Source organism: Corynebacterium sp. UMB10321, assembly GCF_030228725.1.
Taxonomy (GTDB): Bacteria; Actinomycetota; Actinomycetes; order Mycobacteriales; family Mycobacteriaceae; genus Corynebacterium; species Corynebacterium pseudogenitalium.
Genome location: NZ_JASOZC010000010.1, coordinates 1 through 15,702, shown reverse-complemented (window position 1 = coordinate 15,702; position 15,702 = coordinate 1). Strand labels below are relative to the sequence as shown.

Annotated in this window: 14 protein-coding genes and 2 pseudogenes; 6 read left to right on the top strand and 10 right to left on the bottom strand. The window is 64.0% G+C overall.

Annotation, left to right across the window (positions count from 1 at the left end):
- Positions 1 to 2 precede the first annotated feature (2 nt).
- The 3 genes from QP752_RS09235 to QP752_RS09225 form a co-directional block, all read right to left on the bottom strand.
- Positions 3 to 329, bottom strand: coding sequence for a heavy-metal-associated domain-containing protein (locus QP752_RS09235; RefSeq protein WP_284805325.1), 327 nt, complete (start codon positions 327 to 329; stop codon positions 3 to 5).
- Between the two features lie 96 nt (positions 330 to 425).
- Positions 426 to 1,553, bottom strand: coding sequence for a cell wall metabolism sensor histidine kinase WalK (locus QP752_RS09230; RefSeq protein ID WP_284805324.1), 1,128 nt, complete (start codon positions 1,551 to 1,553; stop codon positions 426 to 428).
- On the bottom strand, positions 1,550 to 2,272 hold the full coding sequence (locus tag QP752_RS09225; RefSeq protein ID WP_070479640.1) for a response regulator transcription factor: 723 nt from the start codon (positions 2,270 to 2,272) through the stop codon (positions 1,550 to 1,552). Before QP752_RS09225 ends, QP752_RS09230 begins: the two co-directional genes overlap by 4 nt.
- Before the next feature lie 404 nt (positions 2,273 to 2,676).
- Between QP752_RS09225 and QP752_RS09220 the strand changes: the two genes are divergently transcribed.
- The 3 genes and pseudogenes from QP752_RS09220 to QP752_RS09210 form a co-directional block, all read left to right on the top strand.
- Entirely contained in the window at positions 2,677 to 3,252 is a 576-nt protein-coding gene (locus QP752_RS09220; protein WP_071573011.1) for a CueP family metal-binding protein, read from the top strand.
- 71 nt (positions 3,253 to 3,323) lie between these two features.
- On the top strand, positions 3,324 to 4,799 hold the full coding sequence (locus tag QP752_RS09215; RefSeq protein WP_284805323.1) for a multicopper oxidase family protein: 1,476 nt from the start codon (positions 3,324 to 3,326) through the stop codon (positions 4,797 to 4,799).
- 88 nt (positions 4,800 to 4,887) lie between these two features.
- Positions 4,888 to 5,102 (top strand): annotated as a pseudogene (locus QP752_RS09210) (cytochrome c biogenesis protein CcdA); the annotation flags it as partial.
- A gap of 272 nt (positions 5,103 to 5,374) precedes the next feature.
- Here QP752_RS09210 and QP752_RS09205 read toward each other — a convergent pair.
- From QP752_RS09205 to trmB, 4 genes are read right to left on the bottom strand one after another with little or no spacing between them, the layout of a single operon-like run.
- Complete coding sequence (locus tag QP752_RS09205; RefSeq protein WP_284805322.1) at positions 5,375 to 6,373, bottom strand: YbhN family protein; 999 nt, start codon at positions 6,371 to 6,373, stop codon at positions 5,375 to 5,377.
- The gene (locus QP752_RS09200) at positions 6,357 to 8,675 is read right to left on the bottom strand and encodes an MMPL family transporter (protein WP_284805321.1); all 2,319 of its coding nucleotides are present in this window, start codon (positions 8,673 to 8,675) and stop codon (positions 6,357 to 6,359) included. Before QP752_RS09200 ends, QP752_RS09205 begins: the two co-directional genes overlap by 17 nt.
- Positions 8,676 to 8,684: 9 nt before the next feature.
- Positions 8,685 to 9,365: an NYN domain-containing protein gene (locus QP752_RS09195; protein WP_070361784.1), complete on the bottom strand. Its 681-nt coding sequence runs from the start codon at positions 9,363 to 9,365 to the stop codon at positions 8,685 to 8,687.
- Positions 9,366 to 9,368: 3 nt separating this feature from the next.
- Positions 9,369 to 10,130, bottom strand: a complete 762-nt coding sequence (trmB, locus tag QP752_RS09190; RefSeq protein ID WP_284805363.1) for a tRNA (guanosine(46)-N7)-methyltransferase TrmB — start codon at positions 10,128 to 10,130, stop codon at positions 9,369 to 9,371.
- Positions 10,131 to 10,459: 329 nt separating this feature from the next.
- Between trmB and QP752_RS09185 the strand changes: the two genes are divergently transcribed.
- On the top strand, positions 10,460 to 12,283 hold the full coding sequence (locus QP752_RS09185) for a phosphoenolpyruvate carboxykinase (GTP) (protein ID WP_071567912.1): 1,824 nt from the start codon (positions 10,460 to 10,462) through the stop codon (positions 12,281 to 12,283).
- 60 nt (positions 12,284 to 12,343) lie between these two features.
- Here the strand turns inward: QP752_RS09185 and QP752_RS09180 are convergent, their stop codons facing one another.
- Together QP752_RS09180 and QP752_RS09175 are read right to left on the bottom strand one after the other, a co-directional pair.
- A complete protein-coding gene (locus QP752_RS09180) occupies positions 12,344 to 12,727 on the bottom strand; it encodes a hypothetical protein (protein WP_284805320.1) in 384 nt (127 codons plus the stop codon).
- A gap of 11 nt (positions 12,728 to 12,738) precedes the next feature.
- Positions 12,739 to 13,479: a class I SAM-dependent methyltransferase gene (locus tag QP752_RS09175; protein WP_284805319.1), complete on the bottom strand. Its 741-nt coding sequence runs from the start codon at positions 13,477 to 13,479 to the stop codon at positions 12,739 to 12,741.
- Positions 13,480 to 13,483: 4 nt separating this feature from the next.
- Here QP752_RS09175 and QP752_RS09170 point away from each other — a divergent pair, with 4 nt between their 5' ends.
- Complete coding sequence (locus QP752_RS09170; RefSeq protein WP_284805318.1) at positions 13,484 to 14,560, top strand: glycosyltransferase family 4 protein; 1,077 nt, start codon at positions 13,484 to 13,486, stop codon at positions 14,558 to 14,560.
- Here QP752_RS09170 and QP752_RS09165 read toward each other — a convergent pair.
- Positions 14,557 to 15,012 (bottom strand): DIP1984 family protein, encoded by a 456-nt coding sequence (locus tag QP752_RS09165; RefSeq protein WP_070975623.1) that lies wholly within the window; start codon positions 15,010 to 15,012, stop codon positions 14,557 to 14,559. The two genes, QP752_RS09170 and QP752_RS09165, sit on opposite strands and share 4 nt — an antisense overlap.
- Positions 15,013 to 15,487: 475 nt before the next feature.
- Between QP752_RS09165 and QP752_RS09160 the strand changes: the two are divergent.
- Positions 15,488 to 15,702: pseudogene (locus tag QP752_RS09160) on the top strand (hypothetical protein); the annotation flags it as partial.

The following is a 15,702-nucleotide window of genomic DNA, read 5'->3' as shown; positions in this document are numbered from 1 at the left end:
GATCAGGATAAGACGGCGTAGCCGACCTCCTCGATGGCCCGGCGAACCATCTCCGGAGGTGCGACACCGGTGACCGTGACGGTGGAAACACCACCAGCATCGAGATCGACCTGGACGTCGTCGACCTGGGGGAGGGCCTGAAGGGCCTGGGTCACGCTTTTCGCGCAGTGTCCGCAGGTCAGACCGGTGACCTGGTAGCTAGAGGAGGACCCTCCTGCTGACGAGTCGCTGGCGGCAGGGATGGAGGCAGTGTCGGCACGTGAGGCAGGTCCGCAACAGCTGCAGCCGTGGGAGGCCATCGGCAAGAGGCGGGGTGGGGAGGTGATCATGGGAAAGCTCCTTCTGGTCGGTGGGATTCGGCGATGCTATCTGGGGTATATCTTCAAGGGGTGGAGGGCACTGCCCTCACGCGGGGCAGGGTGTGGTCACCGAGCAGCCTCCTCACTGTCGGGAGGGGACAGCGGGAGGCGGAGGGTAAACACCGCTCCGCGACCAGGTCCGGGGGAGGTGGCGGTGAGAGTGCCGCCGTGGGCCTCGATCAATGCCTTGGAGATGGTCAGACCGATACCGGACCCGCCGTTGTCCCGGCTGCGAGCGGCATCTCCCCGGTAGAAGCGTTCGAAGATGTGTCCGAGCTGGCTAGGTGGGATGCCCTCGCCGTCATCGGCGACGTGGATGAGCGCGGTGGACGCCCCCTGGCGCTGAACGCTGATCCGGACCTGCCCGCCGGCCGGGGTGTGCCGTAGCGCGTTGGACAGGAGATTGCTCATCACCTGGCCGAAGCGTTGCCGGTCCACGAGCACCCGGGCGGCGTCCGTAATGGTCTCGACCTGTAAATCGACGCCTTTGTCAGCATAAGCTTCCCCCGCGGCAGCAGCGGCGGTATGGAGCAGATCCCCGAGCCCTTCCTCCACCAGGTCCAAATCGATCCGGTGTTCCTGGGCCCGGGAGACATCGTCAATGTCTTCCATCAACCGGGTCAGGCGGGTGAGTTGGTCAGCCATGATCGTGTGGTTGGCATTATCCCAGTCCACGACCCCGTCCTGGAGACCATCGAGGTAGACCGTGAGCACCGATAAGGGGGTGCCCATTTCGTGGGCCAGATCAGAGAGCATCTGGCGGCGGACCTGTTCGGTGTGTTCCAGCCGGTCGGCCATGGTGTTGAAGGCATGCGCCAGGGTGGCGACCTCGGGGCCTGCTTCTCCGGCGGGCACGCGGGTACGGGAGTTACCGGCCGCCAGGCTGGTAGCGGCGCGGGTGAGATCCTGCAGGGGGGTGCGCAGACGACGCGATAACCACAGGCTGGCCAGTAGGGCGCTGATCAAGGCAGTGGGCAGGGCGACGGCCAGGGTGATCAGGTTGGCGTCCCGGTAGGCCTGCTCGGCATGGAACAGCTCCAGCGAGGGGTCCTCCCGGCCGGCCATCAACATATGATCATGGAACAGGGGCGGGCCCACCGTCGTGGCCACGGCCGCGGCCACCAGCAGGCTAATCACCACGACCAACACCTGGGCGGCCAGGAAGCGGAAGGTCAGGCCGGGTCCGTGATTCATGGCTGCCCCATCCGGTAGCCCACGCCACGCACGGTGTCGATAAACCCCCGGCCTCGGGTGTCGGTGCCGAGCTTGCGACGCAAGTTGCCGATGTGGACATCGACGATGCGTTCATCACCGACCCAGGTGGTGTCCCAGACCTCGGTGACCAGGTCGTGGCGGGTCAGCGCCTGGCCGGGGCGCAGGGCCAGGGCAACCAGCAGCTCGAACTCCGTGCGGGTGAGCTCCACGGTCGTCTCCCCCACCCGCACCTGATGGGCGACGGGGTCAAGGATGAGGTCACCAACGATCAAGGGGGTGGTCACCTGCGGTGGGGTGGTGCTGGTGCGCGGGCGGCGCAGCACCGCATGCACTCGGGTCACCAGTTCCCGGATGCTAAAAGGTTTGGTGATGTAGTCATCCGCCCCCAGGGTCAAACCGCTGATCTTGTCGTCCTCGCTGCCACGCGCGGTGAGCATGAGGATGTAGCAGTCCGAGAAGGTGCGGATCCGTCGGCATACCTCCAGGCCGTCGAGTTCGGGCAGCCCCAGATCCAGCACCACAACATCTGGGGAAAAGCGACGGGCCTCGTCCACGGCCTGGGTGCCGGTGTGCGCCTGGTGGGTATCGAAGCCTGCCCGGATGAGGTAGGAGGCCACCATCTGAGCCAGGGGTTGTTCATCATCGACGACCAGCACCCGCCCCGGGGGCGTGGTGGTGGTCGGTGTGTGGTCAGCCATAGATCCCAGTATCGCGCCAGCCAGGGGGGAATACCACCTTCACTCAGTGCCCAGCGGGGAATCTTCATCAAATCTTCAAACATCACCCTTCGATCGCCGTCACCCCTGTGCCCCTACCCCGGGCCGGCGGCATCGCCTCCCCTGGTCGGTTCAGCAGGCGTCACCAGGGATTTCACTGCCCGCACCGCATACCCGGGGCGGGTAGAAGGACATCGCCCACGGCTGTGGGGTGGTGTCCCGGTGGTGACCCAGCCCACTGAATTCACCCCCTTTTCGCTCTGTTATAAGGCTGTGAGCAGGGTTTTTGATTTCTACTCCGTCAGGCACCCGTGCAAGATAGCGGTATGACACCGACCTTGAGGCGGTGTCTTCTCACAGTGTTACCACGATCCAAGGAGATTGACGTGAAACGAGCAGCGATCGCAGCCGCCGCCCTTGCCCTCGCCCTCACGGGGTGTTCGACCGCCGACCCGGAACCCACGGCCGACGGGACGGTGTCCCAAGATACATTCCTGACTACCCATGGCCTGGCTGACATGGACGCGGTGGAGATCATTGATCACCTCGACCGGCAGAAGGTCACTGAGCGCCCCACGGATCTGATCGCCTCAGTGCGTCCCGATGAACTGCTGCTCTCGAGCGGTGACCAGGAAGTCGTGGTCGATCTTCCCGACAATCAGACGTATGTCTCGATCGCACCCTATGTCAACTCCACCCACGACTGCTTCTACCACAGCCTCACGACCTGCGTGGGGGAACTCAGCAATGAGGATATCCAGGTCAAGATCACCGATGAGGCGACCGGTGAGGTGCTGGTGGACGAGGAGACAACCACCTTCGACAACGGGTTTATTGGCTTCTGGCTTCCCGATGATGTCACCGGCCTGATTGAGGTCAGCTACCAGGGGCGTACCGGTACCACGGAGTTTTCCACCACCGACGACGGTGCCACCTGTGTTACAGACCTGCGCCTGACGTAATGGCTCAGCAGGGTCCTCACCTGCACCTGTCTCTCCGTGTCACTGAATTCTTACACCAGGAAGGTTAAATCATGACGAACGCGTTTTCCCGACGACAGTTTCTGCTCGGCGGGCTCGTCCTCGCCGGCACCGGGGCCGTGGCCGCCTGCACCAGCGACCCTGGACCCGCTGCCTCGGCACCAGGTTCCTCCCTTCGCCCCACTCCCACTGCGTTCGGTGAGCCGACGGTGCGGCGGACACTGACCGCCCGGCCCCTCTCCCTGGATATCGGCGGCATCGAAGCCAAGACGTGGGGATACGTCTCTGACACCGGGGATGCGGCCATTGAGGCCACCGCCGGCGACGTCCTCCAGGTCGATATCACCAATGAATTGCCTGAGAGCACCTCCATCCACTGGCATGGCATCGCACTCCACAACGCAGCCGACGGTGTGCCCGGCATGACCCAGGACCCCATTGAACCTGGCGAGTCTTTCTCCTATGTTTTTGAAGTCCCCCACGGTGGCACCTACTTCTACCATTCCCACACCGGCCTGCAGCTTGATCGCGGCCTCCACGCCCCACTGATCATCCGTGACCCGCAAGACGCTGAGGACCAGGACGTCGAGTGGACCATCGTGCTCGACGACTGGGTCGATGGTATTCAGGGCACTCCCGACGATGAGCTCGACAAGCTCACCGGAATGGGTTCAGGCGACCATAGCGGGAAGAAGGGGATGGGAGGTCACGGTCACATGATGCACGGCACCCCGGACCGGGTTCTGGGCGGGGATGCCGGCGATGTGATGTATCCGCACTACCTCATCAACGGACGTATCCCCCGCGCTCACCGAACCTTCGAGGCTCGCCCGGGCGATAAGGCCCGCCTGCGGTTTATCAACTCCGGCGGTGACACCATCTTCAAGGTGGCCCTCGGTGGTCACCGCATGACCGTCACCCACACCGACGGCTTCCCTGTCCAGCCCAGGGAGACCGAATCGATCTACCTGTCGATGGGCGAGCGTGTCGACGTCGAGGTCATCCTCGGCGACGGCGTCTTCCCGCTCACGGCTTTGGCGGTGGGAAAGGACGACCGCGCCTTCGCCGTCATCCGCACCGCTGGCGGCCAGGCCCCCCACCCCGATGTCGACTTCCCCGAGTTGTCTTCCACCGGACTGCTTCTGTCCTCCCTGAAGCCTGCAGACCGTGCACTCCTGCCCGAGAGCACACCAGACCGAGAAGTTGGCATCGACCTGGGCGGGCAGATGATGCCCTATGAATGGAGCATTCTCACCGACGGCCAATCCTCCTCCGCGACCGTGCAGGCGGGCCAGCGCCTGCGCATGGTCATGCGCAACAGGACCATGATGCCCCATCCCATGCACATCCACGGCCACACGTGGGCGCTGCCCGGCAGCGACGGGCTACGCAAGGACACCGTCCTTCTCCGCCACGGTGAAACCATGGTCGCCGACCTGATCGCTGACAACCCCGGTGAGTGGGCATTTCACTGCCATAACGCCTATCACATGGAAACCGGGATGTTCAGCTCGCTTCGCTACGAGTAACGCCCACAGCAGGGTTGAGTGCCGAGGTAGGCAGAGTCGCTGCAGACCACCCACCGGGCAGCACGATGATCTTCCTCGGTGTTTCGGCATCCTGGCTGCGGCAGCTGCCGGTCTGATCTCGTTCGCCTCCCCGTGCGTCGTACCCCTGGTACCCGGGTATATGTCGTATCTGGCCAGTGTGGTCGGCGGGGAGGCCGACTACGACGCTGAGGGGGCACGGTGGTCACCATATGCCAGTGGGCGGTAGCGGGTGCGGCCGGGTTGTTCATTCTCGGCTTCACCATAGTCTTTGTGCTGGCCACTTCAGTACGACTACCGTCATCGCTGTGTCCTTCCTACCCGGTGTTGCACCGAGTGACCTGGGGAGTTCACGAGTTCAACGGAAGAAGTTCCCGAGCCCGGGAATCATTTTGCGTTAGGGGCCGGTTCCGGTCGACCAGCATTTGTGTTTTCCCAGGTCGCGACGCATGTCTACGAAAAAAGTTCCGCGACCAACGGCGAGCCGGGGAACTTTTTCGGTGTAAGCGGGGCGACCGGGCCAGACCGGGACAGACCAGGCCAGGCCAGGGCCGACCTCACGCCTTGCCCAGCATGTAGCCGCGCCCGGCGTACTCCGCCGTGTGCACGACCCAGCCGATGGCGGTGATGAGGGCGAAGGAGATGAGTCGGTAGAGGACGGTGACGGCGGTGGCGTCGACAAGAGTGAGGCCGACGGTGACCAGGGAACCGGCGAGTATGGCCTCCACGGTGCCCACGCCGCCGGGCGTGACCTGGGCGGCGCCGGCGAGTTTGGTCATGATGAACGCGAGGGTAATGCCCATTGCGGAGGTTTGGTTGAGGCCGGGCTCGAAACCTGGGGCGGCGCCCAGGACGGACCAGGCGCAGAAGTAGAGCACGGCCAGGTCGAGGACTTGGTTGAGCAGGGAGAACGCGGCGGCGGCGGTGAAGCGGCGGCGTGACATTTGGATGGCGGCGACTTGGTCCACAACGCCGCTGGCTTTGGTGGCGACGCGCTCGGGAAGGAAGCGCAGCCAGCGTTTCAGTACGGCTGGGTTGCGGGTGGCCCAGTAGAGGGCGCCGACGACGGCCGCAGTGCCCAAAAGTGATCCGGCCAGGGCCCATACTGAGAGGCGGGCGCCCATGAACACGACGGCGCTGATGCCGATGAGCGCCATCCACACAGTGGACAACGCCCCGGAGACGACGAAGAACCAGGCGCACAGTCCGGTGGAGGCGCCCCAGGACTGGTGGACGCGGAAGGTCAGCCACGCGGAGAGCGCCGGGCCGCCGGGGACGGTGGTGGACCAGGCGTTGGAGGCGAGCGTGATGTTGATGCAATTGCGCAGGGTGGTGATGTGCCCTTCGATGTTGAGGAGTACCAGCATCACAGCAGCCATGGCGGCGATGGCGCCAAAGGCGGTGGCGACGGCCCCGATCAGCGGCAGCAGGTCGGCGCGGCGCAGCGTGGTCCAGGCTTCGCCGAGGAAGGGGAGGCGGTCGCGAAACAGCACCAGGCCGACAATCAGGATGACGACGGGTGCTGTCCAGCGCAGCCACTTAGCGTTCAAGTTCACGCTTCTTGAGCTGCTCGAGCGCCCGGCGGGCCTCGAGTTCCTGCATGAGTTCCGTGAAGGGGACAAGTTCGGAGTCCTCGTTGACGGTCCTGCCTGCGCGGGCGGGGGAGGGGTCGAGGGCGATCGCTTCGTCGACGGGGGTGTGGGTGGGGTCGGAGGGGGCGTCGACAAGCGGGACGGAGCTGGAGCCTTCGCCGAGGCTGCGGTAGGCGCGTTTGACCCAGCGTGGTGCCCACCAGTTGTCCTCGCGCAGGAGGTGCATGACGGACGGCACGATGAGTAGGCGGATGATGGTGGCGTCGAGGGCCAGGGAGACGATCATGCCGAAGGCGATGTACTTCATCATGACGATGTCGCTCATGGCGAAGGCGGCGGCGACCACGATCATGATGGCGGCGGCCGCGGTGATGATGCCGCCGGTGTGCGCGGTGCCGTATTTGATGGACTGGTCGGTGGTGGCGCGGTTGTGGCGGGCCTCGACCATGCGGGAGACGAGGAAGACTTCGTAGTCGGTGGATAGGCCGTAGAGGATCGCGATGATGAGGACCAGCACCGGGCTCATCAGTGGGCCTGGGGTGAAGTTGAGCAGGTCGGAGCCGACGCCGTCAACGAAGACGAGGGTGAGGAACCCGAGGGTGGCGCCGATGCCGAGCACGTTCATGATGACGGCCTTCGCGGGCAGGATCAGGGAGCCGAACAGTAATGCCATCAGCAGGAACGTGGCCAGCACCATGTAGAGCGCCATCCAGGGCAGCCGCTCCAGGAGGGCTTCGATGGATTCGACTTCCATGGCCGGGGTGCCCGCGATGTAGACGCCGACGCCTTCTGGCGCCTCGATGGCGCGCAGCTGGTCCACGACTGCTTGGCCGCCGTTGCGGTCCGCCAGCGGCGCGGAGAGCACCGTGGTGCCGTCCTTCGTCGCCTGGGACGGGGAGAGCGGCTTGGCTAGGCCGGTGACTTCACGGGACTGCAGGACCACGTCCACGAGCTGCTCGTTGGTGGCGTTGGTGACCACGAGCTTGATTGGGTCGGTGCGGAACGCGGGGAACTCCTCGTTGAAGGCGTCCTGCGCCTGCCGCGTTTCCTGGTTGGGTGGCAGGTAGCTTTCGTTGATGCCGCCGAAAGTGATGCCGACCATCGGCACGGTGAGCAGCAGCAGCGCCCCGGTCGCGCCGACGACGACTTTCTTCGAGTTGCGCATCGCCCACGCCGGCAGCCGGTACCACACGGTGTCTTCTATTCGACGCCCCCTTCGCGACGTGCGCCGCACCGACCACTTATCGATGTTGGGTCCCAGCATGCCGAACAGCGCCGGCAGCATGGTCACGGAGATGACCGCGGCGAGCATCACGGCGCTAATTGCGCCGTAGGCCACGGATTTGAGGAAGGCCTGCGGGAACATGAGCAGGCCGGAGAGCGCCACCCCGACCATCAGCGCGGAGAAGAACACGGTCTTGCCGGCGGTGGTTGTGGTGGCGGCGACGGCCTCTTCGGTGCTGACGCCGCGGTCGAGTTCTTCGCGGAAGCGGGAGACCATGAACAGGCCGTAGTCGATGGCCAGGCCCAGGCCGAGCAGCGTAATAATCGACTGGGAAAAGATGTTGACCTGCTGGAACTGCGCCAGGATGGACAGCAGCGACAGGGAGCCGATGATGGACAGGATGCCCACAATCAGCGGCATTGCCGCGGCGACCACGCCGCCGAACACGAATAGCAGGATGATGGCCACGAACACCAGGCCGACTTTCTCGGCGCGGGCGATGTCGTTGGCCATGCCGGTGTCCAGCGCGTCGGCGACGGCGGTGGCGCCGGCGATCTGCACGGTGGCGTCCCCGGGCAGTGTGATGTCGTTGAGCGCCGGCTGGATGGTGCGGAAGTCTTTCAGCGTCTGCTCGCCGTCGCCGACCAGGCCTATCGCGGCAAAGGCGGCGGTGCCGTCCTCGGTGATCTGCTGCTGGTTCGGCGCAGAGAAGTAGCTGGTGATGTGGTCGATCTGGTCCGGAAACTGGGTTTTTAAGGCCTCGATTTGCCGGTTGGCCTCGTTGAACACGGCGGGGTCGGCTACGCCTTGTGGGGCGCGGACAAGCAGGATGACGTCACCGGCGTTGTCGCGGCCGAAGGTGTCGTTCTCGATGGTGGCCGCCGTGGTGGAGTCCGCGCGGGGGTCCTCCCAGCCTTCCTGCGAGAGGCGTTCTCCCAGCTTGGAGCCGAAGAGCACCTGCAGCACCACGATCACCGCGATGACCACGATTGGCAGCACCTTGCGCTGCCGGTACGCGAAATGTCCCCACCTGTAAAACACGGCCAGCTCCTACTTTTCCTTGGTGTTGTGCAGCAACGAGGTCAGTGGGCGGAATGGCTGCAGCCATGCGCCACCGTCCGGCAGGGATTCCAGGTTGATGCGCGGCAGCGGCTCCAGGAATACGTTCGGGATGTCCTCGAGGTCCACGAAGCGCAGCAGTGGGGAGTCGACGGCCCACGCGGCGTGCTCGTGGAACCCGATGACGGTCACGGGCAGGCCGTCTTCCGCGAGCTGCTCGAGCGGCTCCTGGAAGTTCTGGCCGTCGGCAGACGCGACAACGACGCCGCGCAGCACGCCCTCGTCGAGGCGGCGGCGGATGTGGGTGAGCATGTCCTGATCGACGTCCGAATCCTCAGCAGTCTTCGGTTTTGCGAAGACCGCGAAACCCACGTTGCGCAGCGCGTCCACCCACGGGCGGATCGATTCTGCGTTGTGGGAGGCGACGTTGGTAAACACGGTGGCTTCCGGCTCGATGGTGGAGCCGGTGTCCTGCGAGGCCTTCGCCGCGAGCCCGATCAGCCAGTGGCCGAGGGCGTCGAAACGCGGCCGCTGCGCCCCGGAGGGCCTCCCGCCGAGGATCGCGCCGAGCCCCATGTCAAGGTTCGGTGCGTCCCAGACGAGCAGGTAGGTGTCGGGACCTGGCTCTGCGCCTGGCGTGTAGGGGTGCGTCTTGTCCTGCAGGTCCTGCATGGTTTACTTCTTCTCCCAGAGGTATTCGCGGATTGTGTGGTCTTTTTCTAACCCTTTCCCCTCGAATTTAGTGATGACCTGTCGGTCTGTCAGCAACGGCGCCTCTGGCCACGGCCAACCCTTGTATTCCAGCATGGGTTCCACGTTGACGAGTTCGTCGATCCACTCGGCGTAGTCGGCGTGGTCGGTGGCTACGTGCAGCACGCCGCCTTTCTTCAGGCGCGTCGCGATCAGGTTCAGCGTGCCCGACTGAATAATGCGGCGCTTGTGGTGGCGGGCCTTTGGCCACGGGTCCGGGAAGAAGATGCGCACGCCGTCGAGGCTTTCCTCGCCGAACATGCGGGCCAGCACCTCGACGCCGTCGCCGCGCACCATGCGGATGTTCTCGATCTCGCCACGCACCACGGATCCGAGCAGCTTCGCCAGGCCCGGCTTGTACAGCTCGACGGCAATCACGTTGGTGTCCGCCTCCAGCGGTGCCATCGCCGCGGTGGAGGTGCCGGTGCCTGAGCCGATTTCGAGGATCGTCGGGTGGCCCGTGCGGCCGAACCACTCGTCGACGTCGATGGGGGTATCGCTGAGCATCTGCCCCAGGCGCGGCCAGTGCTCCTCGAAGAGCGCCTCCTGGTTGTCCGTCAGCGTGCCGCGGCGGAACGTCACCGAGCCGAGCCGCGGGTAGTCCAGGCCGGTATCAAATTCGGTTTGTGGGGGCCGCCCGTGGGGCAGTTCGCCCATGCCAGGGCGTGAATTCTCAGACATGTTCATCGTGTTCATTGTCCACACGGTGGATTGAAATGCAATTCCCCCATTTGCCCCCGGAAAGGGGTAAATGTGGGTCCGGTCACGTTTGTTTTCGGGTTTGCGCAGTCGTGAAATGTTGTTTTCGCTGCGTACGGCCCATATTTATTGACGTCTCACCGTTCGGACACACCCCTTTTTGGGGCACATTTACATGCTCACTCTTGGTCACATCTATGAAGTATGTCACTGGTTATGACCGGGATGGGCGTCGAAAAGCTGGAGACGGACCAGCGTAACCGCGATTTCGATAGGCTTGGGACCTAGAGGTTTGTCTATTTTGACCAGGAGAGATTATGACCACTGCCGTGAAGCGCATCGAAGGCAACGTACCAACCGACAATGAGCAGCTCATTGCTTGGATCAACGACGCTGTCGACCTCTTTGACCCGGACAAGGTGGTTTTCGCGGACGGATCCCAGGAAGAGTGGGACCGCCTCGCAGCCGAGCTGGTGGAGAAGGGCACGCTGATCAAGCTCAACGAGGAGAAGCGCCCGAACTCCTTCCTTGCACGTTCGAACCCTTCCGACGTCGCACGTGTTGAGTCTCGCACCTTCATCGCCACCGAAGACGAGGACGGCGCAGGCCCAACCAACAACTGGCGTGACCCAGCCGAGCTCAAGGCTGAAATGCGCGAGCACTTCAGCGGCTCCATGAAGGGCCGCACCATGTACGTTGTGCCGTTCTGCATGGGGCCAATCAGCGACCCGGATCCGAAGCTGGGCGTCCAGCTCACCGACTCCGCATACGTGGTCATGTCCATGCGCGTGATGACCCGCATGGGCCAGGAAGCGCTGGACAAGATCGAGGGCGACAAGTTCGTACCGTGCCTCCACTCCGTCGGCGCACCGCTCGAGCCAGGCCAGGAAGACGTCGCATGGCCATGCAACGAGACGAAGTACATCTCCCAGTTCCCAGAGACCAAGGAAATCTGGTCCTACGGCTCCGGCTACGGCGGCAACGCAATCCTGGCGAAGAAGTGCTTCGCCCTGCGTATCGCCTCCGTCATGGCGAAGGAAGAGGGCTGGATGGCTGAGCACATGCTCATCCTGAAGCTCACCTCCCCAGAGGGCAAGGTCTACCACATCACCGGCGCATTCCCGTCCGCATGTGGCAAGACCAACCTGGCAATGCTCACCCCGTCGCTCGAGGGCTGGACCTCCGAGGTTGTCGGCGACGACATCGCCTGGATGCACCTGCGTGAGGACGGCCTCTATGCCGTCAACCCAGAAAACGGCTTCTTCGGCGTTGCACCTGGCACGAACTACAAGTCCAACCCAATCGCCATGAAGACGATGGAGCCGGGCAACACCCTGTTCACCAACGTCGGCCTCACCGACGACGGCGACGTCTGGTGGGAAGGCATGGACGGTGACGCCCCAGCACACCTCGTGGACTGGCACGGCAACGACTGGACCCCAGAATCCGGCGAAAAGGCCGCCCACCCGAACTCCCGCTACTGCACCCCAATCGCACAGTGCCCAACCGCAGCACCGGAGTACGACGACTGGAAGGGCGTCAAGGTCGACGCCATCCTCTTCGGCGGACGCCGCCCGGACACCGTGCCGCTGGTCACCCAGGCGCACGACTGGGAGCACGGCACCATGATCGGTGCAATGCTCTCCTCCGGCCAGACCGCAGCCTCCGCAGAGGCGAAGGTCGGCTCCCTGCGCCACGACCCGATGGCCATGCTGCCGTTCATCGGCTACAACGTCGGTGACTACTTCCAGCACTGGATCGACATGGGCCGCGAAGGCGGCGACCGCATGCCGGCGATCTTCCTGGTGAACTGGTTCCGCCGCGGCGAGGACGGCCGCTACCTGTGGCCAGGCTTCGGCGAGAACTCCCGCGTACTGAAGTGGATCGTGGACCGCATCGAAGGCCGCGTCGGCGCAGAAGAGACCGTGGTCGGCTACACCGCTCGCGCGGAAGACCTGGACCTGGAGGGTCTCGACGAGCCAATCGAGGACGTCAAGGAAGCCCTCTACCCGGATCCGAAGCTGTGGGAGGGCGACGTCGCAGATGCCCGCGAGTACTTCGCTGGACTCGGCGACCGCGTTCCAAAGGAAATCTTCGAGCAGCTGGACAAGCTCGAGGAGCGCGTCAACGCCGCGAAGTAAATCGTACTAAGCCTCTAAGGTAAAAGGCCCGCCGTGTGGCGGGCCTTTGTTTATGTGAACTTAGCGAACAGTAATTATGACGACCTGTGGTTTATCAAAGTCGCTGACCGTCGCGTGGCCTTCCAGCCGTGTCTTTCCGGAGGATAGGGCCCCAATACTCGGGCAGGATGCGTCGATGCGTGCCTCCCCCGGCTCGAGCTTCCAGTAGTAGACAGAGCTCTTGTCGGTGTAGTGCACCTTTTCCTGACGCAGGCCACCGAGTGCGCAGACGCCCGCCGACTTGCCGTCCTCTGTGACTACCTGGATTACTGACTTTTCGCCGCGCGGTTCCACGACGGGCGCTTTCGAGTTGGTTTCGCCCATCACGACGGCCACCACGATGGAGACCACCGCCAACACGGCTGCGAAAATGGACGGGGCTTGGAATTGGATCGGGAGTTTCATAGTTGCTGATCCTACCCGCGCAGCACGACCACAAGGTTGGAAACCGCAAACTCGCGAAGCAGGGGCACCCGCGTGAGCCACCACGCCCAGCGTGGGTGGTAGCGCGGGAACGCAGCGAGGAGCCTGCCGGTCGATTCCGCCCACGCCAAGCCCTCCTTTGCAGAGACTGCGAAAAGAGACTCGCCCCACTTGTTCTTCGGCTCGTGCCCGTGTGCCGCCACGTAACGACGCCTAGCGAACTCGCCGCCCACGTAGTGCTGCCACAGGCCGGTCTCGTGCCCGCCGAAGGGTCCCAGCCACACCGTATAACTCAGCACCACCAGGCCGCCGGGCTTGACCACCCGCAACATCTCTTCGGCCATCGTCTGCCAATCCGGGATGTGCTCGGCAACGTTGGAGGAGTACACAACGTCGAAGGAATCGGTGGCGAAGGGGAGGGCGGTGCCGTCGCCACGAACGGAGCCGTAGCCGGAAATGCCGGCGGCGGACAGCTCGGAGACGCTCGGCTCCACGCCCACGTAGAACGTGTCCGCGAAGGCCTCGGCGAAATAGCCCGGCCCGCCACCCACGTCTAACACCGACTTGCCCCGCAGGGGGGTGGAGGTGAGGTCGGCGGAGAGGGCGTCGAGAAGCTGGTAGGTGTCGCGGGCCAACCCCTCGTAAAAGATGCGGGGGCGGAACTGCTCATAGCGAAACGAGTGCAACAAGCGCAACGAACGTGCCAACGTGGCCAGGCGGCGGGTACGGTACATGACAATGAAGATACTGCTGATGTGTTGGCGCGACTCCACCCACCCACAAGGTGGCGGCTCCGAGGCGTACCTGGAACGCGTCGGCGAAGCGCTCGCGGCCGCCGGCCACCAGGTGATCTACCGCACCGCGAAGCACACCGATGCCCCGCGCGTCACCCGCAGAAACGGCATCCGCTTCGAACGCGCCGGCGGAAAATACAGCGTCTACCTGCTCGCGCCGTTCGCGGCATGGCGGCACCGGCCGGACCTCATCGTGGACACCCAAAACGGCATCCCTTTCTTCGCACGCCTCTACTCGAGGGCCACGACCGTGCTGCTCACCCACCACTGCCACAAGGAACAGTGGCCGGTGGCCGGGCCAATCATCGGGCGGTTCGGGTGGTGGCTGGAATCCAAGGTGGCGCCGCGGGTGTATCGCGGGGCGCCTTACGTGACGGTCTCGCAGGCCTCGAAACGTGATTTGGAGGCGCTCGGGGTGGACCCGGCGGCGATCCGCATCATCGAAAACGGAGTGGACCCAGTGCCCGCCGAACTGCCCACCCTCGCCGACGACGGCCGCACCCACGTGGTCACCCTCTCCCGGCTCGTGCCACACAAGCAGATCGAGCACGCCATCGACGCCGTCGCTGCCCTCGACAACGTGGTGCTCGACGTGATCGGCTCCGGCTGGTGGGAAGACCAACTCCGCGACTACGCCGGCGACCTTGCAGGCGAGCGCGTCATCTTCCACGGCCACGTCGCCGACGACCACAAACACGCCCTGCTCGCCCGCGCGCAACTCCACCTCATGCCCAGCGCCAAAGAAGGCTGGGGCATCGCCGTCATCGAAGCCGCCCAACACGCCGTCCCCACCATCGGCTACATGACGGCAGGCGGCCTCGCCGACTCAGTGCAGCACGGCGAAACCGGCATGCTCGTGGGCACCCACGCCGAGTTCGTCGCCGAAGTCGCCCACCTCCTTGACGACGCCCCCCTCCGCCAAACCCTCGGCACCCAGGCGCAACAGCGCGCCGGGACCTACTCGTGGGCGGAAACTGGGCGCAAGTTCACCCAGTTCATCGACTCTCTCACGCGCCCTTAGAGCAGCTCCGTCGCCCAGTTCAGCTGCTGAATCTTCGTATCCAGCTCCCGGTACTCCTTCGCCGCCTTATCCGCCATCGCGTGCAACTGCCCCACATCCACCGTGGACACATACCGCACCTCGGAGGCCGAATACCGATCCGCGCGTGCCGACGCCGCATCCGCCACCGCGCTATAAAACCTCCGGGCGCGCAAAAACGCATCCCGACGCGCAATCGCATCCGTCAACGTTGCGTCCCCCTCAAACGGCGTCGACGCATTCGTGTGGTTAATCCGGCGGACCAGCGTCTCAATGCTCTGCAGCACCGACGCCGACTCCTGCAGCAACGCCTCCGAATCCTCCACCGGGGTATCCCCCTCCTGGATCCGCGCATTCCGCGTCAAACGACGCTCCAACTCATTCAGCCGATCCTGTGCCTGCGCCCGCTTCGCCAGCGCCTCTGCCAACAACATCGCATCCTCCTTCAAAAAATAGGCGGCCACCCCCAGCACCGTGGTAGTTCCCAATTCTCATGTGCACTGTACCCGTGTACCTTGTGCAGGCTTAGGGATCAATCACGGGGACCCGGAAAGCCACCGGGTTACAGGTTTGGGTGGTTTCCAATTGCGCCCGAGGAAACCGGTCGGGCTGGTGCTCGCTGAGTGGCCTGTGCACCACGATAGCAGGTTGGTGGGTGTTGGGGTTGGTGGCGGTTTCGGGACTGGTTTTGTTCTGGTTTCGTTCCGGTTTTGCTCCGGTTTCGTTCCGGTCGAGGTGTTTAAGGAGTGCGATGCTGGTCGCCGAAAATCGACCCGGTGGGGTGAGAAAGCGCGACCTGCATCGCACTCCTTGAATCCCACGCTTTGAGTGGTTTTGAGGGTGAGGAGCATGTTTCGCGTTCGCGTATATAGCGACCCAACGCGCGTCGTGGAGAGTAAAATCCCGAGCATGGCTAACAGTGGTTCCCGGGTGACTCCTTCGCCGCGTATCTACCTGGCGTATGTGAAACGTTTATTTCTAGACGACCCTCGCAAGTCTTTACAGGTTTTGGCGGGAGCTAGTTTTGAGGAAAATACGATCCTCGGCTGGATCGAAGAAGGGAAACTGATAAACCATGAAATATGGTACGAGGACATTCCTATCGACAACCTCTCTCACTCTGG